This is a genomic window from Sphingomonas sp. PEI4 (assembly GCF_056679955.1).
Genome location: NZ_CM155258.1, coordinates 1788866 through 1810245 on the forward strand (window position 1 = coordinate 1788866; position 21380 = coordinate 1810245).

Genomic DNA, 21380 nt, shown 5'->3' on the forward strand with positions numbered 1-21380 from the left:
TTGGTTAGCGAATTATCAAGCCTTGGCGCCTAACCCGTTGGGCAATTATCCGGGGATTTGGGCATGAGCGCATTCGGGCGTCGTAATGGCATCAGCGGGGGGCAAGCAGCCCGGCCCGCATTCGGCGTCGCACGACCTATGCAAGGGGGTCCTATGCAAGGCGGCGGTTCTGCGCCGCGCCCCGAGCCCGAAGGCGGTTCGCAATTCCCCCCGATCGATTCGATGCCAATGCCCGGCGAGATCGACGGCTTCGGCCCCGGCACGATGCCCGGTGCGCAGATGGACGCGATGCAGCGCCTCTCCGACCGCCAGAACGCCAGTGGCGAGGCCGGCAACAGCCGCGTCGAGGGCTTCGAACAGTCGATCCACAAGATCAAGGAACAGGTTCTCCCGCGCCTGCTCGAACGCGTCGATCCGGAGGCTGCAGCGACGCTGAACAAGGACGAGCTCGCCGAGGAATTCCGCCCGATCATCGGCGAAGTGCTCGCCGAACTGAAGCTGACGCTCAACCGCCGCGAACAGTTCGCGCTGGAAAAGGTGCTGGTCGACGAGTTGCTCGGGCTCGGGCCGCTGGAAGAACTGCTGGCCGATCCGAACATCACCGACATCATGGTGAACGGCCCCGACCAGACCTATGTCGAGCGCAAGGGCAAGCTCGAACTCGCACCGATCCAGTTCCGCGACGAGGAGCATCTGTTCCAGATCGCGCAGCGGATCGTGAACTCGGTCGGCCGCCGCGTCGACCAGACCTCCCCGCTTGCCGATGCGCGTCTGAAAGATGGCTCCCGCGTCAACGTGATCGTGCCACCGCTGAGCCTGCGCGGTACCGCGATCTCGATTCGTAAATTCTCGGCGAAACCGATCACGCTCGACATGATGGCAGGCTTCGGCTCGATGTCGCCCAAGATGGCGACCGCACTGAAGATCGCGGGTGCCTCGCGGTTCAACGTCGTGATCTCCGGGGGTACCGGCTCGGGCAAGACCACGATGCTCAACGCGCTATCGAAGATGATCGACCCCGGCGAGCGCGTGCTGACGATCGAGGACGCCGCCGAACTTCGCCTGCAACAGCCGCACTGGCTGCCGCTAGAAACCCGCCCCGCCAACCTCGAAGGCCAAGGCGAGATCAGCATCCGCGATCTCGTCAAGAACGCGCTGCGTATGCGTCCCGACCGGATCATTCTCGGCGAAATCCGTGGCTCCGAGTGTTTTGACATGCTCGCGGCCATGAACACCGGTCACGACGGCTCGATGTGCACGCTCCACGCCAACTCCCCGCGCGAGGCCTTGGCGCGTATGGAGAACATGGTGATGATGTCCGACATCAAGGTGCCCAAGGAAGCCATCTCTCGGCAGATCGCGGACTCGGTCGAGCTGATCATCCAGGTGAAGCGCCTGCGCGACGGCTCGCGCCGCGTCACCAACATTACCGAGGTGATCGGGATGGAAGGCCCGGTGATCGTCACGCAGGAGTTGTTCAAGTTCGAGTATCTCGATGAGTCGGCGGATGGAAAGATTCTCGGCGAATACCGCTCGATGGGGCTCAGGCCGTACACGTTGGAGAAGGCGAAGCAGTTCGGGTTCGACCAAGCGTATCTGGAGGCGTGCCTGTAAGGCCTCCTCCACCTTTTACCGCCACCCCGGCGAAGGCCGGGGCCCGGTTGGAAAGGTGGCAATAACGAAGCGCTGTCCGCAGCCATCACCGTTCCCCGACGGGGCCCGGCCTTCGCCGGGGTGGTGGACTTCCGGTCGTTGCAGCACTTCTAGTTCCCCCGCGAACGCGGGGGCCCAGGAGCCGCAAACGACACCGCCCCGTAACCCTGGGCTCCCGCCTTCGCGGGAGAACCGCGGTGGTTCGAGCGGCGGCTAGGCACTCGCAAGCGCGGATTTCATCAATTCTCCCCGCCAAAGGGGGCGCTGGAGGCGACGGAGGGAGCGGACACCGAACAGAGGTGGTCGCCGACCTCCCCCTCCGTCAGGCTGCGCCCCCCCTTTTGCAGGGGAGGATCGAACGGCGTTCCGCCTGAACAGCGAACTCGATCGCCAAGCCCCCGCTTGTACGGAACCACCGACACGCTAGGGATCACCCCACATGCGCCGCGCCCTCTTTGCCCTCGTCCCGCTGCTGGCGGTCCTCATCGTCTCCGCACGCGAACCCGCGAAAACCGCGCCCGCAGCCAACGTCTCCCCCGCCGCCCGCGACCGCGGCGTCTACCATCTTGCCGACGATGCCGAAGGCCGCTGGGTCCCCTTCGATCTCACTCCCGGCAACCAGATCCGCTTCACGATGCAGCTCGAAGGGCGCAACGTCACCGCCATTTTGGATACCGGCGTCAGCTACACCCTGCTCGCCAAGGCTTCCCCGGCAGTCGACACCGCCAAGGTCGTCGCAGGCGGCAGCGCGCGTGCGATCGGCGGCTCGGTCGAACTGGGGTGGATGCCGACGCGCACGCTCGCGATCGGCGGCCTCGCCCGAACCGGCGGCGGCGTCACCGTTACCGACCTGCCCGCGATCGCCACCGGCAGCGTCGCCGCGGTAGACCTGTTGGTCGGCGCGGACCTGCTCGCCGGGCACGCGCTCGACATCGATTACGCCGCGCACCGTTTCCGCCTGCTCCCGTCGGGACGCCTCCCGTTCAAGGGCGAGACCGCCCCCTTGCGCCTGTCCACCGAGCGCAGCGTCTACGAAAGCGCGGCCATGCTCGGCAACCGCCGGCTGGCGCCGATGATCGTCGATACCGGCGACGGGTCTTCGATCACGGTGACCAAGGACGGCTGGAAGGCGGCGGCGCTGACCGTGCGGTCGACGACGGCGATCTCGTTCGGGCTCGCAGGCCCCGCCGTCAGCGGTCTCGCGATCGCCCCCGATCTCCACGTCGGCGAATTGACAGCGCACGCCGTCGAAGTCCGCATCGAACCGGCAGGCGGCTTTTCGCAATCGATCGGCACCGCGGGTCGGATCGGCTCCGGCTTTCTCCAGAATTACCGCGTCCTGCTCGATCCCGGCGCCCGCCGCATGGTCCTCAAGCCCGGACCCAAGGCCCATACGCCGCCGCTCCGCTCGACCAGCGGCTTGCTCGTCGGCGTCGAGAAGACGCAGCTGAAGGTTCTCCACGTCATGCGCGGCGGCCCCGCCGCCGCGTCCGGCTGGAAGGACGGCGACACGATCTGTACGATCGACGGCACACCCATACCTCCCGATTATGCGACGAGTCCGGTCGCATCATGGTCGGCTGGAGCCCCCGGCCGCATCGTCGCGCTCGGTCTCTGCGACGGCACGACACGCAAGCTCGAACTGACGCATTTTTATTAGGACGATCCATGTTTAGCCTGCGTCACCGATCGGGGCAGGTCATCATCCTGCTTCTCGTTGCCTTCGCACTCCGCAGCCCGTTCTTCGGCAATCCGGTGATCCATAGCGACGAGCAATTCTATCTGCTGGTCGGCGACCGGGTCCTCGACGGGGCATGGCCTTATGTCGATATCTTCGATCGCAAGCCCGTTGGACTGTTCCTCGTCTTCGCGGCAATCCGCGCGGTCGGTGGGGACGGCGTGCTGATGTATCAGCTTGCCGCGACGCTCGTCGCGGCGGCCACGGCGTTCCTGGTCACCCGGATCGTCCGCCGCCTCTCTCCTGACGGCTCAGTCACCGGGGCCAGCCTGGGTGCAGGACTCATCTATCTCGTCTGGATCATCGTGTTCGACGGCGCGGGCGGGCAGTCGGCGATATGGGGCAACGCCTTAATGGCCACCGCGGCGCTGCTCGTGCTCGATACGACGCGTGGCCACCGCCACATCAGCCTGCGCGGCGCCGGTGCGATGCTGCTGATCGGCACGGCGATGCAGATCAAGTACACCGCCATGTTTGAGGGAATGTTCTTCGGCCTGACGCTTTTGTGGGCCGCGCATCATGATGGCCGGTCGATCGGCCGCCTGATGGCCGACGCCGGCCTGTGGATCGGTGCAGCGTTGCTCCCGACCGCGCTCGCCTGGGCCGTCTATGCCGCGGCTGGCCACGGCGACGCCTTCGTCTTCGCCAATTTCATTTCGATCTTCGGACAGCAGGACGACGACACGCTGCGGTCCAACCTTTTGAAACTGATGGGCGGCGTTGGCCTGAGCTTGCCGCTCGCCTGGCTTGCGTGGCGGGGGCGACGGGCGGGAAGCTTCGCGCTCGGCTGGGTCGCGGCTGCGGTGATCGCGATCTTCATCATGCACACGTTCGAACTGCTCTACATGCTGCCCCTCGCGCTACCGCTATCGGTCGCCGCCGGCACGGGACTGAGTGGCACGGGACGGGTGGGCACGACCAGCCGAACCACGGTAATTCGACTGCTCGCCGTGCTGGTCTTCGGCGCGCTTGCAGCGACCATTCTGACGAGTGTCCGCGTCGGACGGCGCGGCAATGCCCACCAGATCGCGCAACTCGTCCAGATGATCGGCCAGCACCCCCGCGGCTGCATGTTCGCCTATGGCAGCGAGCCGATCCTCTACTTCCTCACCCGATCCTGCCTGCCGACACCCTATATCTTCCGTAGCCATCTCGGCCAGACGACCGAATTGCACGGCACGGGGACCGATCCGGTCGTGGAGGTCGCGCGGCTACTCGCGGCACGTCCCGGCGTGATCGTCCTGCGTGCGCCCAAGCCAAGTACGAACCTCGCGACACAGGCGTTGGTACTGCGTGCGATCGCCGCGCGGTATCGGCTGGTCGGCTCGGTCAGGATCGGCGAGTTGCCCCAGAGCGTCTATCGCCTGCGTACCGACGCCCCCCGCTGACGAGGCCCCGTTACCTCAGGTCTTGAACGCCAGCCCAGCCGTCACCGCAAGTCCGATCAACGCCAGCATCTGGACGGTCGGCCGGTCGACCCATCCCACCGAGTCCGGATCGCGCCGTCGTCGCCTGCGCCGCTCACCGAACCCGGCGATGACTGCCAGTGCGACCAGTCCGCCGCTCGCACTCCACAACACCGGCGCCACCATCAGTCCAATCGCTCAGCCAAGCTTCTCGACCTTTTCCTGCAACTGCGCGAGTTCGCTGCGCAGCGCCGCGATCTCGTCGTCCTTGCTGGCGGCGGGGGCGGGCGCGGGCGTGGCCGGCGTCATCGCCTGCGCTGCAACATCGAACATCGCCAGATTGCGCTTTGCGATATCGGCGAACGGCGAATTGGCGAACGCCCCCTCGACCGCGGACTTGAACTGATCGTGATTGCGGCGGAAGCTGTCCATCGAGGCTTCGAGATACCCCGGCACCATCGTCTGCATCGAATCGCCGTACATCGAGATCAGCTGGCGCAGGAAGTTCACCGGCATCATCGTCTCGCCGCGGCTCTCCTCCTCCATGATGATCTGCGTGAGGACGTTGTGTGTGATGTCCTCGTCGGTCTTCGCATCGACCACCTTGAAGTCGCGGCCCTCGCGGGTCATCGTCGCGAGATGATCCAGCGTGATGTAGGATGACGACTCGGTGTTATAGAGCCGCCGATTGGCGTATTTCTTGATGATGACGATTCCGTCGGCAGCCGGTTGCTTCTTCATGGATCCCCCGTCTTATGTTTGAAACAGAGGCTACAGTCTTTGATGACGCACCGCAACACGGCCTGAGCCGGGGGGCGCAGCATGGTCCCCGGCCCTTGCCCCTGTTCCTCAACGTGCTGCGCGGCGAGACCGCAGCATTTCCTGAACGGACAGCCCGCGCGCTAGCGGGATTGCGTGCGTATCAGGAGGCACCGCGAGAGAAACGCCCCGATCCGAAACCAGCGACCCACCGTGCGGGCCGGGTCTCGTTGCGCGATTACGGGGGCGAGGGCCGTCCCGTCGTGTTCGTCCCGTCGCTGATAAATCCGCCCGACATCCTCGATCATTCGCCCGCGTCTTCGCTGGTGCAATGGACCGCCGCGCAGGGGTTTCATGCATGGTTGGTCGACTGGGGATCGCCCGGCAGCGAGGACCGCGACCTGGATCTGGCGGCGCATGTCGAGCGGTTGCTCGTGCCGCTACTCGAGGCGCTGCCCGAGCCGCCGGTGCTGGTCGGCTACTGCCTCGGCGGCACGCTCGCACTCGGCGCCGCTGCGATCACGCCTATAGCCGGAGTCGCGACAATCGCTGCACCGTGGCAGTTCGCGGGTTATGGCGAAGGCCGCCCCGCGCTCGCCGCAACATGGGGTGCCGTGAAACCCGCGGCAGCGATGCTCGGCCTGCTGCCGATGGAAGTGCTCCAGGCCGGCTTCTGGCAACTCGACCCTGCGCGTACGATCGCCAAATATGAAGCGTTTGCCGACCTCGCCCCCGACAGCGATGGGGCGCGCGCGTTCGTCCGGCTCGAGGATTGGGCAAACGCCGGCGCCCCCCTGCCCTACGCCGCCGCCGCGTCGCTGTTCGAGGACTGCATTGCCAACGACCTCCCCGGCAAAGGCCAGTGGACGATCGCCGGCACCCCGGTCGATCCGCTCGCGCTCGCCTGCCCCACCGTAGAGTTCGTATCGCTGAGCGACCGCATCGTCCCTGCCGCTACCGCGATCGGGCTCGCCGACCGCCGCGATCTCGGCGCAGGCCATGTCGGCATGGTCATCGGGCGTTCCGCCCGCGCGCGCCTCTGGGAACCGCTTGCCAACTGGATCGCCGCACTCGGCTGACCTACATGGGGTCCAAACAGAAGAGGATCCCGACATGACCGACCTGAACCCCAACGACGTCGTCATCACCGCCGCCAAGCGCACCCCCGTCGGCAGCTTCCTCGGCGCATTCGCCGCCACCCCGGCGCATGAACTCGGCCGCATCGCGATCGAAGCCGCGCTCGAACAGGCTGGCGTCGCGGGCGAAGACGTCTCCGAAGTCATCCTCGGCCAGGTCCTCACCGCCGCGCAGGGCCAGAACCCCGCCCGCCAGGCCTCGATGGCTGCTGGCGTCCCGAAGGAAATCCCCGCCTGGGGCGTCAACCAAGTCTGCGGCTCGGGCCTGCGCGCAGTCGCACTCGGGTGCCAAGCGATCCAGACCGGCGACGCGACCATCGTCGTCGCGGGCGGCCAGGAGTCAATGTCGCTGTCGGCGCATGCACAATCGATTCGCGGCGGCCAGAAGATGGGCAATCTCAGCCTCGTCGACACGATGGTCAGCGACGGCCTGACCGACGTCTTCAACGGCTATCATATGGGCATCACGGCAGAGAACCTCGCCGAGCAATACCAGGTCACGCGCGGCGAACAGGACGCCTTCTCGGTGGCCTCGCAGAACAAGGCCGAGGCCGCGCGGGGCTCAGGACGCTTCAAGGACGAGATCGCACCGGTCACCATCAAGGGCCGCAAGGGCGACACGGTCGTGGCCGACGACGAATATATCCGCGCCGGCGCGACGATCGAGAGCGTCTCCAGCGTGAAGCCCGCGTTCAAAAAGGACGGTACGGTGACGGCCGCGAACGCCAGTGGCCTCAACGACGGCGCCGCCGCGCTCGTCATGATGCGCCGCGACGAAGCCGAACGCCGCGGCTCGACGATCCTCGCGACGATCAAGAGCTGGGCCTCGGCGGGCGTCGACCCGTCGATCATGGGCATCGGCCCCGTCCCCGCCACCAGGCGCGCGCTGGAGAAAGCCGGCTGGACGCTCGCCGACCTCGACCTGATCGAAGCCAACGAAGCCTTCGCCGCTCAAGCCCTATCAGTCGGCAAGGAACTTGGCTGGGACGCGAGCAAGGTCAACGTCAACGGCGGCGCCATCGCGATCGGCCACCCGATCGGCGCTAGCGGCGCACGCGTCCTGACGACGCTGATCTACGAAATGCAGAAGCGCGATGCGAAGCGCGGATTGGCGACGCTCTGCATCGGCGGCGGCATGGGCATCGCCATGTGCCTAGAACGGTGAAACCGCTGTGTTAGACAATGTGACGGTAATGTCACATTGTCTAACAAAACAGCACGTTAAGGTCGGTTTAGCTGAACCTAAACTTGCACAATCCCTCCATACCCGTTTGTATTCGGCATCAAAGTTACAAACAGGGCAACTTCAACGATGAACATCCATCGCCTTCTGGGCGCCACCGCGCTCGTCAGCGCACTGGCCGGTCTACCTTCCTATGCCACTGCACAGACTGCACAGGATCCTGCAGCGCAGACATCGACCGACGATGCTGCTGCTTCGCGTGATCTCGCTCAGGCTGCGCCCGCTGCGGACACGTCCGCACAGGAAATCACGGTTACCGGTTCGCGCATTTCGAACCCGAACGGCCAGTCGACCGCGCCGATCACGTCGATCAGCGCAGTGGAACTGCAGCAGACCGGCAATATCTCGGTCGGCGATGTCCTGAACAATCTGCCCGCACTCGCCAACACCTTCAGCCAACAGAATTCGACTCGCTTTCTCGGCACCTCCGGCCTGAGCCTGGTCGATCTCTACGGCTTGGGTACGCAGCGTACGCTGGTGCTCGTCAACGGCCGTCGTCACGTCGGCGCAGACATCCTGAACAATGCCGTCTCGCCTGACGTCAACACCTTCCCGACCGACCTCATCGAAAGCGTCGACGTCATCACCGGCGGCAGCTCGGCGATCTACGGGTCGGACGCGATCGCAGGCGTGGTCAACTTCAAGCTGAAGCAGAACTACGAAGGTCTGGCCGCACATGCCCAGGGCGGCATCAGCCAGAAGGGCGACGCCGGCTCCTATTACGGCAGCATCCTGGCCGGTAAGAACTTTGCCGACGGTCGTGGCAACGTAGCGGTCAATCTGGAATATGCCCGGCAGAACAGCTTGTACGCGTCGCAGCGCAAGGATCTGCGGACGGCGAATGGCTTCGTCGTCGTCGACACCGATCCTGCCGGTACGCCGAACGGCAGCGACGGTATCCCCGATCGCGTTTTCTACCGCGACATCCGTCCGGTCACGATTTCGAACTCGGGCACCATCCTGTTCAACGGTCGTGGCGGCACGGGCGCAGGTCGCTGCGGTCGCGATTCGACCAATGCGGCATTCGACTGCCCGTATTTCTTCCAGCCCGATGGCACGCTTATCCAGCAAACCGGTGCACGCGCCGGTCTGGCCCCGAATGGTTCGTTGATCGGCGGCAACGGCGATACGCTGCGTGAAGGCCGGCTCGTCCAGATCCTGCCGCAGCTCGATCGCTACTCGGCAAACCTTATCGCACATTTCGACGTTTCGGATTCATTTGTTCCGTTCATCGAAGCCAAGTACGTTCGGACGAACTCGGTCGGTTCGGGCAGCAGCGGTCCAGCGTTCTTCCAGGGATCGACGCTTGACGCGCTGTACGAGCGTCCACGCTACGACAACCCCTATCTGACCGATCAGGCACGAGGCGTCATTGCCCAGCAATATGCCGCAGCCGGTTTGCCGCTGACTGACGCAACGCGTATCCCACTTCGGCGCAACCTGCTCGACCTCGGCGTACGCACTGAGGAAGCGAAGCGCGAGACCTATCGAATCGTCGGTGGCGTGCGCGGCACGTTTAATGATGACTGGAAGTACGAGCTGTCGGGCAACTATGGTGAGTTCAAGGAGCGCACCAAGGTTCTCGGCAACCTCAACGTCCAGCGCTTCCTGCTGGGCATGGATGCAGTCCGCAACCCCGCCGGCCAGATCGTCTGCGGTTCGCAGCTCGACCCGAGCCGCGCCAATCTTGGCCTGACGGGTGGTCCTGATGCCGGGGGCAATCCTGCTATCCTCGCAGCAGACATCGCCGCTTGCCAGCCGGTCAATCCGTTCGGCCAGGGCAACATCTCGCAGGCTGCCAAGAACTACGTCCTTCAGGATACGGTATCGGTCGGCAAGATCACGCAGCTCGATCTTATCGGCTTCATGTCCGGCGACACCAGCCAGTTCCTGACTCTGCCGGGCGGCCCTGTGCAGTTCTCGGTTGGCGGCGAGTATCGTCGTGACACCGCGTCCTTCGAGGCCGATCCGCTCGTAGCATCGGGCTACACCTTCTATAACGCGATCGCGAACTTCAACCCGACGTCGTTCACCGTGAAGGAAGCCTATGGCGAGCTTCGCGTGCCGTTGCTCAGCGACATCACGCTGATCAAGGAACTGACGCTCAGCGGTGCAGGTCGCGTTTCCGACTATAAGGGCGCAGCCGGCACGAACTACACGTACAATGCCGGTATCGACTACTCGCCGGTTGCCGACCTTCGCTTCCGTGCACAATATGCACGTGCCGTGCGTGCACCCAACCTTCAGGATTTGTACTCGCCACTGGGTCAGAACTTCGCACCAGGGTTCGTCGATCCCTGCGCAGCACGTCAGATCGGTACCGGCTCGTCGACCCGCGCGGCAAATTGTGCTGCTGCCGGGATCCCCACCACGGGCGCTGCAGCATACGACTACATCTATCAGCAGTCGTTGGAGATCCAGAGCGGCGGCAACCCGACCCTGCAAGTCGAGAAGTCCGACTCGTACACCTACGGCGGCGTGTACCAGCCGAGCTACGTACCGGGGCTGACGCTGTCGGTCGATTACTACAACATCCAGGTCAACGACGTGATCACGGCGCCAAGCGCGCAGGCGATCGCCAATGGCTGCTACGACGCAGCAAGCCTCGACAACCAGTTCTGCGGCCTCTTCCAGCGCGTCGCAGCGGGCGCAACCGGCCCGGGTGGTGAAGAAGCTTACCGGATCATCGAGGGTAGCCTGCAGCAGACGACGCTGAACTACGCCAAGCTGAAGGTTCGTGGCCTTAACACCGACATCAACTACACACGTCGTTTCGGCGAGAACAAAAGGGTGACCGCGCACTTCATCTGGACGCATGCGCTTCAGAACGACTCGTTCCTGAACCCGACCGATCCGAATCGTGCAAATCGTTTGCTTGGTGAAGCCGGGCAGCCGAAGGATGCGTTCAACGTCAACTTGAACGCCAGCGCAGGGTCGATCTACGTCGGATATCAGTTCCGGTATCTGTCGCGGATGAACCTCAACACGTATGAGGACGTCAATTCGCTGCAGGGTCGCCCGGCTGAGAACGCGGACTATGCCGACATCCTGTATTACAAGTCGGTCACCTATCACGATCTGCGCCTGGGCCTGAACGTCGAGGGTGGTTCGAACTTCTACTTCGGCGTCGACAACGTCACCAACACGCGTCCACCGCTCAGCTCGACGGGCATCGGTGCCGGCACCGGCATCTACGAGCCGGTCGGTCGTCGCTTCTATGCGGGTTTCACCGCGAAGTTCTGATCGTCCTTCACGATGATCGTCTCGGGGGTCGGCGTTTTCGCCGGCCCCTTTTTTTGGGATGGCACGCATCTATTCCGATAGGATCGCTGCATGAATGGCGAAATGCTCTTGATCGAAGCCGACCGGTTGATTGCCGCCGAGCAGGCGCCGCGCGCGGTGTCGATCGTAACCCACGCTGCAGACCAGGGTGATGTCGACGCGCTGTTCCGACTTGCCAGTTGGAACCTGACCGGAGGTCCGCTGCCCCGCAACCTGACGACCGCGCGCGCCATCCTCCGTCGCGCGGTCGAAATCGGCCATGTCGATGCGGCATTGCTGGAAATCGCGCTGATCGCGAACGGGTCGGGCGCGCCGCCGTCGTGGGAGACGGCAAGAGAACTCCTGGCGATCGCGGCGCGCAACGATCCCGTCGCCGCACAGCACTCGGCATTGCTCGACGCGATGACCTTGACCGCCAATGGCCACCCGGCGTCCCAACCGGCGTCGGTGATGCTCGCCGCCCAGCCTGATATCCGTCATTACCCCGCGCTTCTGACGATCGACGAATGCGCCCATCTCGCCAACGCCGCGAACGATCTGCTTTTGCCCGCGGTCGTCGTCGACCCGCGTACGGGACGCAACGTCCCTCATCCGGTCCGGACGTCCGATGGCGCGGTGATCGGACCGATGCGCGAGAGTCTGGTCGTGCGCGCGATCAATCAGCGGCTCGCTACGATCACCGCGACGGATATCGCCCAGGGTGAGGCGTTGACGATCCTGCGCTACCGTCCCGGGCAACAGTTCCGTCCCCACTTCGACTCGATCGGGCATGCGCGCAACCAGCGCATGAAAACCGTGCTGATCTACCTCAACGAAGGTTTCTCCGGTGGTGAAACGCACTTTCCGAAACTCGGCGTCACGATCCGCCCGAAGGCCGGCGATGCGGTGTCCTTCACCAACACGCTGGCGGACGATACGACCGACCCGCGATCGTTGCACGCCGGACTTCCCGTGGTGCAGGGCGTCAAATGGCTGGCGACGCGGTGGATCCGCAAACGGTCATTCGATGCCTGGGCTGGACCGGAAACACCGGCTTGATCAAGCGTCCGACCATAGCCGATCGAGCCGTCGACCGAGCGCGGTAAGCAGTTCGTACTGCGACATGCCCGAGCGCGCGGCGGCCTTCGGCAAATCGCGATCGAACGCGACCCAGTCGCCCTCGCGAACGTCTGCGCCGTCCTCGACCCGCACCGCTACCAGGTCCATCGAGACTCGACCGATGACCGTGAGTTCGGTCGTGTCGGCAGATGCCGTCCCACGATCCGAAAACCCGCGAAAATAGCCGTCAGCATAGCCCAGGTTGACGATCGCGACTTGGGTGTCGGTGGTCGCGGTCCACGTCGCATTGTACCCTACTGTTTCCCCTATGGAGACGCGACGACGTTGCAGGATTTGAGCTTCGATCAACACGACCGGTCGAATTGCTTCGGTAAGATCGTGCCGGGGGACGCCGCCATACAACGCCAGCCCCGGACGGGTCAGGTCGAACGCATAGCCGTCGAGCGCGATGCCGGCGGAGTTGGCGAGACTCATGCGCTTTGCCGCAGTCCTGCCTGCCAGCGCGGCGAACCGGTCGCGCTGGACCGCGTTCATCGGCACGTCCTCGTCGGCGCATGCCAGATGGCTCATCAGCGTTTCGATCTGGAGACCCTCGAGCAAGCCGCCCGCAATGTCGTCCGCCGAGATGCCGAGGCGGTTCATGCCGGTGTCGACCATGACGTCGCACGCACCGCCGCCTGCGGCTTTCCAGCGCGCGACTTGGCGGGGAGTGTTGAGGACCGGGCGGGCGAAGCCGGCGGCTGCGGCGGGCATGTCCTCTTCGCGGACGCCGTGGAGGACGGACACGGTAAGGCCCAGCGGCGCAAGTTCGGCGGCTTCCTGCCAGTTCGATACGAAGAAATCGCGGCAGCCAACCCCTGCTAAACGGCGCGTGACCTCTACCGCGCCCAGCCCATAGCCGTTCGCCTTGACCGCGGCGCCGCATGCCGCGGTGCCGCTCATGCGGTCGAGCGTGCGCCAGTTCTGGACGAGGGCGTCGCCGTCGAGGCGCAGGCGGAGGGGAGCGGGAATGTCGATCACCCGGCGCGGGATAGTGTGCCCGGCCCGGCGCGTCGACCGTCTATGCCGCGTCGCCACTGAATGAGTCGGCGCGCCCGACCGGCACGAGTAGGCGGCGGTCTCCGTCTTCGAGCGGCGCGACACGGACGCCGAATACGCGGCCAAGCGTGTCGGCGGTCATCACCTCGGCGACGGAGCCGAATGCGACGACCCGGCCATCTGCGATCAGCAGCGCGTCGTCCGCCGCGCGCTGCGCCTGGACGAGGTCGTGGAGCACGATCGCCACCCCTGCCCCGCCGAGCGCATAGCTGCGCAGGCGGGCGAGCAGGTCGATCTGGTGCGAGGGATCGAGGCTCGCGAGCGGCTCGTCGGCAAGCAGCCAGCGCGGTTCGCCCGCCAGCACGCGCGCGAGCAGGACACGCGCCCGCTCGCCGCCGGAGAGTTCGCCGACCGGTCGGTCTGCGAGATGAAGCGTCTCGGTATCGTGCATCGCGCGTTCCACCGCCGTGTGATCGGCGGGCGATGGAGCGGCATGCGCCCCGAGATGCGGGAGGCGGCCGAGCGCGACGACATCGCGGGCGACGATGTTCCAGTGGACCGTCGCGTCCTGCGGGAGATAGCCGATCGCGCGGGCTCGGGCGCGCGGGTCCATCATGGCGACGTCCTGCGTGTCGAGCCGAACGCTGCCGGCGCTGCGGTCGACGAGGGCGGCGGCGGCCTTGACGAGCGTGCTCTTGCCGGCGCCGTTGGGGCCTAGGATCGCAGTGATGCGACCGGGGCGAAGGTGCGCGGACACGTCATCGAGGACGGTCCGCTTGCCGAGCTTCACGCTCAACGCGTCGATAATCAGATCCATGCGCGACCTCGTTCCCTGACCAGCAATCCCAGGAAGAACGGCGCGCCGATCATCGCCATCGCGACGCCGAGCCGGACTTCGCCTGCGCCGGGTGCGAGGCGGACGAGGCTGTCGGCGGCGAGTACGAGCGCGGCTCCTCCGAGCGCCGAAGGGAGCAACAAGGCGCTCGGGCGGTGGCCGAAGATCGGTCGGAGGAGATGCGGTACGACGAGGCCGACGAAGCCGATCACGCCGGTCACCGCGACACCTGCGCCGACCACGAGCCCCGTGCCGACCACCACCAGCAACCGGACGCGGCCCATCCGCGTCCCGAGCGACCGCGCCGCGACCTCGCCCAGCGACAGCGCGTCGAGCGAGCGGCCAGTGAGCAACAGCAACACGCCGCCCACCACCATCGGCGGCAGCGCGAGCGTCACGTCGTCCCAGCCGCGATCGGTCAGCGCGCCCATGATCCAGTCGATCACCTCGGCGACCGCATAGGGATTCGGTGCGATCGAGATCAGGAATGCGGTCAATGCGCCCGCGAGGCTCGACAGCACCGTGCCCGCAAGGATGAAGCTGATCGCGCTCGGCGACCGCCATGTCAGCGCGGCGAGCAACGCGACGGCGCCGCCTGCACCCAGCATCGCGGCGGCGAAGATCGCGGGTCCGGAGCCGAGCCCGAACACGATCGCCGCGACCGCAGCGAGTGCTGCGACCGACGACACGCCCACCACCGCAGGGTCGGCGAGCGGGTTGCGGAGATAGCCCTGCAACACCGCACCCGACAGCCCGAGCGTGGCGCCGAGCGCGAGGCCGAGCACCGCACGCGGTAGGCGCAGTTCGAGGATGATCCACCAGCGCGGGTCGGTCGAGAACCAGGCGTCGAGCGGTACCCAGACTTTCCCGCAGCCGAGCGACAGGCCGAACAGGAGGATCACGAGTAGGCCGAGGACGATGAGTTTGAGCGTCCGGGTCATCACAGGTCCACCGCAAGTATACCGACCACCGCCGCCACCCCGGCGAAGGCCGGGGCCCAATTGGGGGACGATCTCGACGGCGCACGGCCCTCAGTTACTTCGGCCATTCCAATTGGGCCCCGGCCTCCGCCGGGGTGGTGTAGGTGCCGCATCACAGCCCCGCCCTTATCGCGGCGAGCCGTTCCAGCACCGGTGGGATCGTAGGCCCGCCGCAATTGATCAGGACGCGCGGGAAGAGGGCTTGGGGCGTATGCGGCAACAGGCGGTGGCGCAGCGCTGTCCCACGGCTTCCTCGCTCGGAGGCGATCACGACGGCGGGCGGCTGCGTCACGATCGTCTCCGCGGACAGCGTGCCGGTATGCGTCAGGCCGTAGGTCGCGGCAGCGTTGCGGAAGCCGACGCGCGTCATCATGTCGTTCAGCAACGTGCTCCCCCCGGTCGCGAGATCGCCGCTGATATAGAGCAAAGCGCCAGGGGAAGCGCCGTCCTTGCGGCTCCAGCGCGCCACCGCCCGGTCGATCTCGGCATTGATCCGCGCGCCGCCCATCGGTGCTCCGGCGGCGCCGGCGATCTGCGTGACCTGCGCCTGGCTCTCGGCGATCGAATCGGGGATGCCGACCAGCAGCGTTTTCAGTCCGGCCCGCGCATAGGCCGCCTGCGTCGCGGGCGGCGTATAGGTGCTGGCGATGACCAGATCGGGGTGCAGCGCGATCACCTCCTCCGCAGTCCCCGCGATCCCGCGAAACCGGCGCGCGACGGCGATCGGGATCGAGGTCGCGGAGGGATCTTGCGAATAATGGCTGATCGCGGCGATCCGTGCGGGCGGCAGGATGCGAACCAGCACCGAATCCGCACACGGGTTGGTCGAGACGATCCCCCCGCCGCCACTCGCAACCACACCCGGGGGCTTGGCGCAGCCCCCGAGCAGGAGCGCGATAAGGATCGCCGCGCGCTTCACTTCAGGCGCAACCGCACGCCGCCATAGGCCGCACGGCCGTAATTGCCGTAGCCCGCGATCGTCTCGTACCGTGCGTCGGTCAGGTTATCGACCCGCCCATAAACCACGAACCGCTCGCCGATCGGCAGTTCCGCACGCACGCCAGCCAGCGCATAGCCGTCGAGACGCGTGGTGTTGCCGACGTCGTCGAAGCTGTCGCCAACCATCGTCACGGTGCCGCCGACCGACAGGCCGAACGCGAACCGGTAATCGGCGTCGACGCTCGCGGTCTGCTTGGGACGCCGTGCAAGAGCATTGCCGAAATTGTCCCCGACCGAGCGATTCTCGGTATCGATATAGCTGTAGTTGGCGGTCAGCGTCAGCGCGTCGACCGGGCGCAGCGCGAGCGTGAATTCGACGCCGTCCACTTCGGCACGTGCGACGTTGTCGTAGACGCCGAACGGGCGGTTGGCGCAGATCGAACCCGGTGTCGTCAGCTCGGCCGGGCTGCAATCGCGGAAGTCGATCTGGTTGCGCGTGCGGCGATTGAAATAGGTCACGCCAACGCGGCCACGATTGCCGAGGAACGCCTGCTCGACACCGACGTCGAAGTTGCGCGCGGTTTCCGGATCGAGGTCGCGGTTCCCGTAGTCCGAGAAGAGCTGGTACAAGGTCGGCGCCTTGAAGCCCTCGCCGTAGCTCGCGCGGATCGTCGTGCCGGTCCGCAACGCCAGCGCAGCGTTCGCACCGAATGTCGTGTGGCTGCCGAAATCGTCGTGATCGTCGTTGCGGATGCCGCCGGTGATCGTGAGGATGTCGAGCGGCTTGACGATCAACTGGCCGTATACGCTGGTGATGCCGGTATCGGCGAAGGTGAAGCCGTCGTTGAAGCGGCTGTTTTCGCGCTCGACGCCCGCGACGACGCGGACCTGGTCGAGCGGGCGGAAGTCGCCTTGGTATTCATAGCGTTCGCTGCGGCCGCGACCGATGAATGACGGATCATTGCCGAAGCTCGGATCATAGTTGTCGCGGTTGATGTCGGCGATCGTGAACGCCACGCGATTGTTGAACCGACCATCGGCAAAGTTCGCATGCAAGCCGGCATAACCGTATGCCTCGCGCGTCTTCGAATATTCGGGGGTGTCGGCGAACACGTAATCCGGTGCCGGGAAGCCGTCGATCTCGACCTTGCTGTCCGCGAAATAGCCGCGCAGGTCGAGGCCGATCCCCGGCGCGAACTCGACCCCCACTCGCCCGGTCGCACCATATTGGCGATAGCCGTCGCGCTCGGTGCCGCTGGCCGCCGACGAGATACCGTCGGTGCGCAAATATCCGCCGGTCAGCGATCCCGACACCGGACCCGATTTGCCCGAGACGCCCGCGCTCGCGAACACGCTGTCGGCATAGCCATATTCGGCGTTGGCGCGGGCTTGCACGCCTTCGGCCGGCGCGGCGGTGATGATATTGACGACCCCGCCGATCGCCTGGCTGCCCCAGGGCACCGAGTTCGGCCCGCGCAGAATCTCGATCCGCTCGACCGAGCTCGACAGGAGGTTTCCGAAGTTGAAGCCGCCGCCGGTCGACGAGGGATCGTTGACGCGCACGCCGTCGATCACCACCAGCGTCTGGTCCGCCTCGGCGCCGCGGATGCGGACGCTGGTCAGCGCGCCGACCGTGCCGTTGCGCGTCACCGTCACGCCGGGCGTGGTCGCGAGCAGGTCGGATACGACGGTGGTCTGCCGACGCTCGATCTCGGCGCGGTCGATCACGGTCACCGCTTGCCCGATCTCGCTCAGCGGTTGCGCGGCGCGAGTCGCGGTGACGACGACTTCGGGGGCGTCGGAGTCGGGAATGTCCTGCGCATAGGCCGGCAACGCGATCGTTGCGGCGCTCAGGAGGAAGAAGAATTTCGTCATGGGGCACGTCCTGGCAGAACCGCCCGCGACCATTCGCGGGAACGGCAGACGTCTCTCGCTCGAGGAAACCCGGCTGGACCGGAGCACTCGTCCGCGCCGGACACCCGCCCGCGCAGTGGATCGACCGTGAGAGGCAGGTCTCCTGGCTTCCGGGTCGCCGCGCCCACCCCGCCTTCCCAGGTCAAAACCCAGTGGCATATCGGGGTGGCCGCTATCCGGTCACAGTTGCGGGTACAGCGCCGGCTTTGCGGATGGGGTCATGACGACCGGCCCGCGCACCGACTTCCCTTTTTGATCCCGTCGCCGGGAACCCTTCACGAGCGTGCCACTAGTCGCGTGTCCTGCACGGGTCAACGTGGGGACTTATCCTCCCCCGCAAGAGGGAGGTCGCGCCGCTGGGGTAGGCCGGCTGACTAGCCATCGTGCCACCCCGGCGGAGGCCGGGGCTCAAGTGGGGAACGGCAATAACGGAGCGCGGTGCCTCGTTATCTCCACCTTTCCAATTGGGCCCCGGCATTCGCCGGGGTGGTGGTTCTCACGGAACGGCAGCGCCCGCCCAGATTGTTCTCCCGCGAAGGCGGGAGCCCAGACTGGGTCCCCGCCTTCGCGGGGAAACACGCTGTCTTCGTTTCCCAGGCGGGGCAGCGGATTGAATATCAGCGCCCCCCGTAGCGCAGCCCCACCCAGATCGTCCGCGGCGTAGCGCGCTCGACGATGTTCGCCCCGCTGATTCCAGCCTCGACCCGCTCGTCGAACAGGTTCTCCCCGCGCACTTCAGCGACCAGCGAGCGCATGATCGGCAACGCCGCATACGCATCCAGCGTCGTTGCGGCCCCAAGCACACGCGTGTTCTGGTCGTCGTCATACTGCCGCCCGATATGCCGCACCGTCAGCGACACCGCCGCCGCATCGCGCCGCCAGTCGACCGTCCCCGACACCTGATCGCGCGGCGTCTGCGCCGGCCGCAAGCCATCGAGCGCGGCCGTGATCCCCGATCCCTCGACCTTCGAATTGGTGTGCGACCACGACGCCTGCACGCCGAACGGTCCCGGTCGGTACGATGCATCCAGCTCGAACCCATGCGCGCGGATCGCGTCGAGGTTCTGGCGGACGCGGTAGGTTGCGACACCCGGCAACATCTGCGGCGGGTTGGTCGTCGTTACGTTGGCGATCGCGTCTTTCAGCCGGTTATAAAAATACGTCGCAGCGATACTCACCCCCGGCGCCGGCGTCAGCGTCACCCCGCCCTCGACCCCGGTCAGCCGCTCCGGCGATAGGAGCGCGTTCGCCGCGGTCGCGTCGTTGCCGACACGGAACGGCCGGTACAGTTCGTTGAGCGTCGGCAACCGCCACCCGCGATACCCGGCCGCCCGCAGCGTGATCGCCTCGACCGGCTGATACGCCACGCCCGCGCGCCCGGTCGCCTCGCTGCCGTCGCGATCCGCGTACCGAAGATTGGTCAACGCCGCGCCACCCGCCAGCGGCCGCTCCGACAGATAGCCGCCATCGATCGACCACCAGTCCACCCGTCCCCCGAGACTGAACGTAAAGTCCCCCGCGACCACGCTCCCATCGGCGAACACACCAGTCGTCGTCGTGCTCCCCCCAGCCTCGCGCCGCCGCGTTGGCACCGCAGACACGAACGTATAAAGCTCCTGCGTCTTCCCGCTCACATCGCGAACATCCGCCCCCAGTCTCAGCGTGATGCTCTCCCCCAGCGGCGGCAGGATCTCGATCCGCCCGCCTAGCCCGGTCGCTGGCGTATTATACTGGTTCAGCGACTGGATCGCCGTCGTCCGCGCGGCGTTGATGCTGCTGAAGCTGCTCGCGAACGCCCGCGTCTGCAGATACGCCAGCGCCGAATACCCCCAGCGCCCGCGCCCGATCAACCGGACGCTTGCATCCGCCCCCTCGCTCTTGTTGTCGGTAAAGTCGCTGCCCCGGTCGCGCCGATCGGTGAACGCACTGGCATTCATCTGCAATTCGGTCTTCGCGTCGATGCCGACCACCGTCCGCAGCGCGCCCGATGCCTGCTCGTACGGTGCAGGGCGATCGACGATCCCGCGGCTCTCCTCGACCGTCGGCGTAAAGCCATCGCCCCGCGCGTAAGCTCCGGACACAGTTGCAAACCCCGATCCGCGTACCAGCGCCGCTGACCCCTGCGCATCGACCGAATCCCGGCTGCCATACGCAACGCTGCCCTGGAACGGCGCCGCCCGATCCGGCGTCGCACTCTCCAGCTCGACCGTCCCGGCCAGCGCACCCGGCCCCTGATACCCGCTGCCGCCACCGCGCGTCACGCGGATGCGCCCGAGCCGCCCCGTCGCATAGGCCGGAAACGCGACCCACCCGCCGAACGGATCCGCCTGCGGCACGCCATCGAAGATCAGCAGCGCGCGGCTCGACGCGTTGCCACCGATCCCGCGCAGTGAAATGCCCTGGCTGGTCGGGTTGGCACTGCGCGAGTCCGATCGACGAAACTGCTGGAGCCCCGCGACGTCCGCCAGCACGCTCTCCAGCCGATTGCTCGCATTAGCCTGGATCCGGGCGCGATCGATCGTGACGATGTCGTACGCACGATCGCCGGGCGCATCGGCAAGCCCGCGCCCGGTGACGACGATTTCGGCCGGTTGGCCGGCCGGCGCGACGGTCGTTTGTGCGACCGCGCTGCCGGACGAAAGCAACACGAAGACGAGCGTAGAGAGCGAGATACGGATCATTGCCGCCGCATGGCAGCTTTTTCGCTCGCCCGGAATACGCCTCCGACGTCAGGCCGCGCCAAGCTTCGCGGCGTTGCGCGTAATCGCCGCCGCACCCGCCAGAACGGCCGCATCCTCGACGAACCCCGTCGGCGTCTGGCCGTATTTCGACATCGCCGCCATCCGCGCACGCCAGCCGGGATAGGAGGCCGCCACTGCGGTCAGTCCGCCGATCGCGGCACCAATCCATCGCTGCCGTCGCGGGACGAGCGATGCACCCGCGATCGCCGAGGTGACGAACCGCGCGGCAAGGCCGATCGCGACGATCCGGTCGGGCGCGGTCTTCTGCTTGTCCCCCGCCATCTCGCCGATCGCCAGCGCCAGCGCCCCCGCCGCGACGACGGGATGCGCCAGCAGCTTCGGTGCACCATTGTCGGCGGGCAATTCGTCGCGGGCGGCGGCGATGGCGACCGCGGCGAGCGGCGTCATCGCGCGCTGGCCACCGACGAGGCCCATCAGGAAGGATGCGAGCATGATGATCTCCGAAAAAAGTTTCGTGCCATCAACGCGCGCCGAGCCAGACGGGGTCCGCCGTTGGAGCCACGCACAGCCGGAGGACATCGCCGGCGCCATCGCGTTTTTGGCTAGCGCCGACGCGCACTATATAATCGGGGTCAACCTGCCGGTCGACGGCGGCCTGTCCGCCTCGAACGGCCAACCGGCGCTCTCCTGAGCGCG

General features: G+C 66.2%; 17 protein-coding genes and 1 riboswitch. Of the genes, 8 read left to right on the plus strand and 9 right to left on the minus strand.

Annotated elements, in window-relative coordinates; genetic code table 11:
* Nucleotides 1-63: 63 nt before the first annotated feature.
* The 3 genes from AC1MLZ_RS08190 (at nt 64) to AC1MLZ_RS08200 (ending at nt 4779) form a co-directional block, all read left to right on the plus strand.
* Nucleotides 64-1614 (plus strand): TadA family conjugal transfer-associated ATPase, encoded by a 1551-nt coding sequence (locus AC1MLZ_RS08190; protein WP_480961205.1) that lies wholly within the window; start codon nt 64-66, stop codon nt 1612-1614.
* 478 nt (nt 1615-2092) lie between these two features.
* Nucleotides 2093-3313 (plus strand): hypothetical protein, encoded by a 1221-nt coding sequence (locus tag AC1MLZ_RS08195; protein ID WP_480961206.1) that lies wholly within the window; start codon nt 2093-2095, stop codon nt 3311-3313.
* Nucleotides 3314-3321: 8 nt separating this feature from the next.
* Nucleotides 3322-4779 (plus strand): hypothetical protein, encoded by a 1458-nt coding sequence (locus tag AC1MLZ_RS08200; RefSeq protein ID WP_480961207.1) that lies wholly within the window; start codon nt 3322-3324, stop codon nt 4777-4779.
* Between the two features lie 15 nt (nt 4780-4794).
* Here AC1MLZ_RS08200 and AC1MLZ_RS08205 read toward each other — a convergent pair whose 3' ends face one another.
* Nucleotides 4795-4983 (minus strand): hypothetical protein, encoded by a 189-nt coding sequence (locus tag AC1MLZ_RS08205; RefSeq protein ID WP_480961208.1) that lies wholly within the window; start codon nt 4981-4983, stop codon nt 4795-4797.
* A gap of 12 nt (nt 4984-4995) precedes the next feature.
* A complete protein-coding gene (phaR, locus tag AC1MLZ_RS08210) occupies nt 4996-5538 on the minus strand; it encodes a polyhydroxyalkanoate synthesis repressor PhaR (protein WP_480961209.1) in 543 nt (180 codons plus the stop codon).
* Between the two features lie 95 nt (nt 5539-5633).
* On the opposite strand from phaR, the gene AC1MLZ_RS08215 reads away from it, so the two are divergent.
* The 4 genes from AC1MLZ_RS08215 to AC1MLZ_RS08230 all read left to right on the plus strand — a co-directional run bounded on the left by AC1MLZ_RS08215 (nt 5634) and on the right by AC1MLZ_RS08230 (nt 12255).
* Nucleotides 5634-6635 (plus strand): alpha/beta fold hydrolase, encoded by a 1002-nt coding sequence (locus AC1MLZ_RS08215; protein ID WP_480961210.1) that lies wholly within the window; start codon nt 5634-5636, stop codon nt 6633-6635.
* A gap of 34 nt (nt 6636-6669) precedes the next feature.
* The gene (locus tag AC1MLZ_RS08220; protein WP_480961211.1) at nt 6670-7857 is read left to right on the plus strand and encodes an acetyl-CoA C-acetyltransferase; all 1188 of its coding nucleotides are present in this window, start codon (nt 6670-6672) and stop codon (nt 7855-7857) included.
* A 147-nt stretch (nt 7858-8004) separates the two neighbouring features.
* On the plus strand, nt 8005-11178 hold the full coding sequence (locus AC1MLZ_RS08225; protein WP_480961212.1) for a TonB-dependent receptor domain-containing protein: 3174 nt from the start codon (nt 8005-8007) through the stop codon (nt 11176-11178).
* 90 nt (nt 11179-11268) lie between these two features.
* Nucleotides 11269-12255 carry a 2OG-Fe(II) oxygenase gene (locus AC1MLZ_RS08230; protein ID WP_480961213.1) on the plus strand — a complete coding sequence of 329 codons (987 nt, stop codon included), beginning with the start codon at nt 11269-11271 and terminating at the stop codon, nt 12253-12255.
* On the opposite strand, the gene alr is transcribed toward AC1MLZ_RS08230, so the two are convergent.
* The 7 genes from alr to AC1MLZ_RS08265 form a co-directional block, all read right to left on the minus strand.
* The gene (gene alr / locus AC1MLZ_RS08235; RefSeq protein WP_480961500.1) at nt 12256-13287 is read right to left on the minus strand and encodes an alanine racemase; all 1032 of its coding nucleotides are present in this window, start codon (nt 13285-13287) and stop codon (nt 12256-12258) included.
* 49 nt (nt 13288-13336) lie between these two features.
* Nucleotides 13337-14131: an ABC transporter ATP-binding protein gene (locus tag AC1MLZ_RS08240; RefSeq protein WP_480961214.1), complete on the minus strand. Its 795-nt coding sequence runs from the start codon at nt 14129-14131 to the stop codon at nt 13337-13339.
* Complete coding sequence (locus tag AC1MLZ_RS08245) at nt 14122-15090, minus strand: FecCD family ABC transporter permease (protein ID WP_480961215.1); 969 nt, start codon at nt 15088-15090, stop codon at nt 14122-14124. The genes AC1MLZ_RS08240 and AC1MLZ_RS08245 overlap by 10 nt, the downstream gene beginning before the upstream one ends.
* A gap of 151 nt (nt 15091-15241) precedes the next feature.
* Nucleotides 15242-16048 (minus strand): ABC transporter substrate-binding protein, encoded by an 807-nt coding sequence (locus AC1MLZ_RS08250; protein ID WP_480961216.1) that lies wholly within the window; start codon nt 16046-16048, stop codon nt 15242-15244.
* Nucleotides 16045-17943 carry a TonB-dependent receptor plug domain-containing protein gene (locus AC1MLZ_RS08255; RefSeq protein WP_480961217.1) on the minus strand — a complete coding sequence of 633 codons (1899 nt, stop codon included), beginning with the start codon at nt 17941-17943 and terminating at the stop codon, nt 16045-16047. The genes AC1MLZ_RS08250 and AC1MLZ_RS08255 overlap by 4 nt, the downstream gene beginning before the upstream one ends.
* 115 nt (nt 17944-18058) lie before the next feature.
* A riboswitch (cobalamin riboswitch) is annotated at nt 18059-18273 on the minus strand.
* 326 nt (nt 18274-18599) lie between these two features.
* On the minus strand, nt 18600-20663 hold the full coding sequence (locus AC1MLZ_RS08260; RefSeq protein ID WP_480961218.1) for a TonB-dependent receptor: 2064 nt from the start codon (nt 20661-20663) through the stop codon (nt 18600-18602).
* A gap of 48 nt (nt 20664-20711) precedes the next feature.
* Nucleotides 20712-21176: a DUF4126 domain-containing protein gene (locus AC1MLZ_RS08265; RefSeq protein ID WP_480961219.1), complete on the minus strand. Its 465-nt coding sequence runs from the start codon at nt 21174-21176 to the stop codon at nt 20712-20714.
* 1 nt (nt 21177) lies between these two features.
* On the opposite strand from AC1MLZ_RS08265, the gene AC1MLZ_RS08270 reads away from it, so the two are divergent.
* Nucleotides 21178-21375: an SDR family oxidoreductase gene (locus tag AC1MLZ_RS08270; protein ID WP_480961501.1), complete on the plus strand. Its 198-nt coding sequence runs from the start codon at nt 21178-21180 to the stop codon at nt 21373-21375.
* Nucleotides 21376-21380: the final 5 nt, after the last annotated feature.

Excerpts from the sequence above, each read along its gene's own strand:
- AC1MLZ_RS08190 (WP_480961205.1), top strand. The coding sequence starts at position 64 with ATGAGCGCATTCGGGCGTCGTAATGGCATCAGCGGGGGGCAAGCAGCC.
- AC1MLZ_RS08195 (WP_480961206.1), top strand. The coding sequence starts at position 2,093 with ATGCGCCGCGCCCTCTTTGCCCTCGTCCCGCTGCTGGCGGTCCTCATC.
- AC1MLZ_RS08200 (WP_480961207.1), top strand. The coding sequence starts at position 3,322 with ATGTTTAGCCTGCGTCACCGATCGGGGCAGGTCATCATCCTGCTTCTC.
- AC1MLZ_RS08205 (WP_480961208.1), bottom strand. The coding sequence starts at position 4,983 with ATGGTGGCGCCGGTGTTGTGGAGTGCGAGCGGCGGACTGGTCGCACTG.
- phaR (WP_480961209.1), bottom strand. The coding sequence starts at position 5,538 with ATGAAGAAGCAACCGGCTGCCGACGGAATCGTCATCATCAAGAAATAC.
- AC1MLZ_RS08220 (WP_480961211.1), top strand. The coding sequence starts at position 6,670 with ATGACCGACCTGAACCCCAACGACGTCGTCATCACCGCCGCCAAGCGC.
- AC1MLZ_RS08225 (WP_480961212.1), top strand. The coding sequence starts at position 8,005 with ATGAACATCCATCGCCTTCTGGGCGCCACCGCGCTCGTCAGCGCACTG.
- AC1MLZ_RS08230 (WP_480961213.1), top strand. The coding sequence starts at position 11,269 with ATGAATGGCGAAATGCTCTTGATCGAAGCCGACCGGTTGATTGCCGCC.
- AC1MLZ_RS08240 (WP_480961214.1), bottom strand. The coding sequence starts at position 14,131 with ATGGATCTGATTATCGACGCGTTGAGCGTGAAGCTCGGCAAGCGGACC.
- AC1MLZ_RS08245 (WP_480961215.1), bottom strand. The coding sequence starts at position 15,090 with ATGACCCGGACGCTCAAACTCATCGTCCTCGGCCTACTCGTGATCCTC.
- AC1MLZ_RS08255 (WP_480961217.1), bottom strand. The coding sequence starts at position 17,943 with ATGACGAAATTCTTCTTCCTCCTGAGCGCCGCAACGATCGCGTTGCCG.
- AC1MLZ_RS08260 (WP_480961218.1), bottom strand. The coding sequence starts at position 20,663 with ATGATCCGTATCTCGCTCTCTACGCTCGTCTTCGTGTTGCTTTCGTCC.
- AC1MLZ_RS08265 (WP_480961219.1), bottom strand. The coding sequence starts at position 21,176 with ATGCTCGCATCCTTCCTGATGGGCCTCGTCGGTGGCCAGCGCGCGATG.
- AC1MLZ_RS08270 (WP_480961501.1), top strand. The coding sequence starts at position 21,178 with ATGATCTCCGAAAAAAGTTTCGTGCCATCAACGCGCGCCGAGCCAGAC.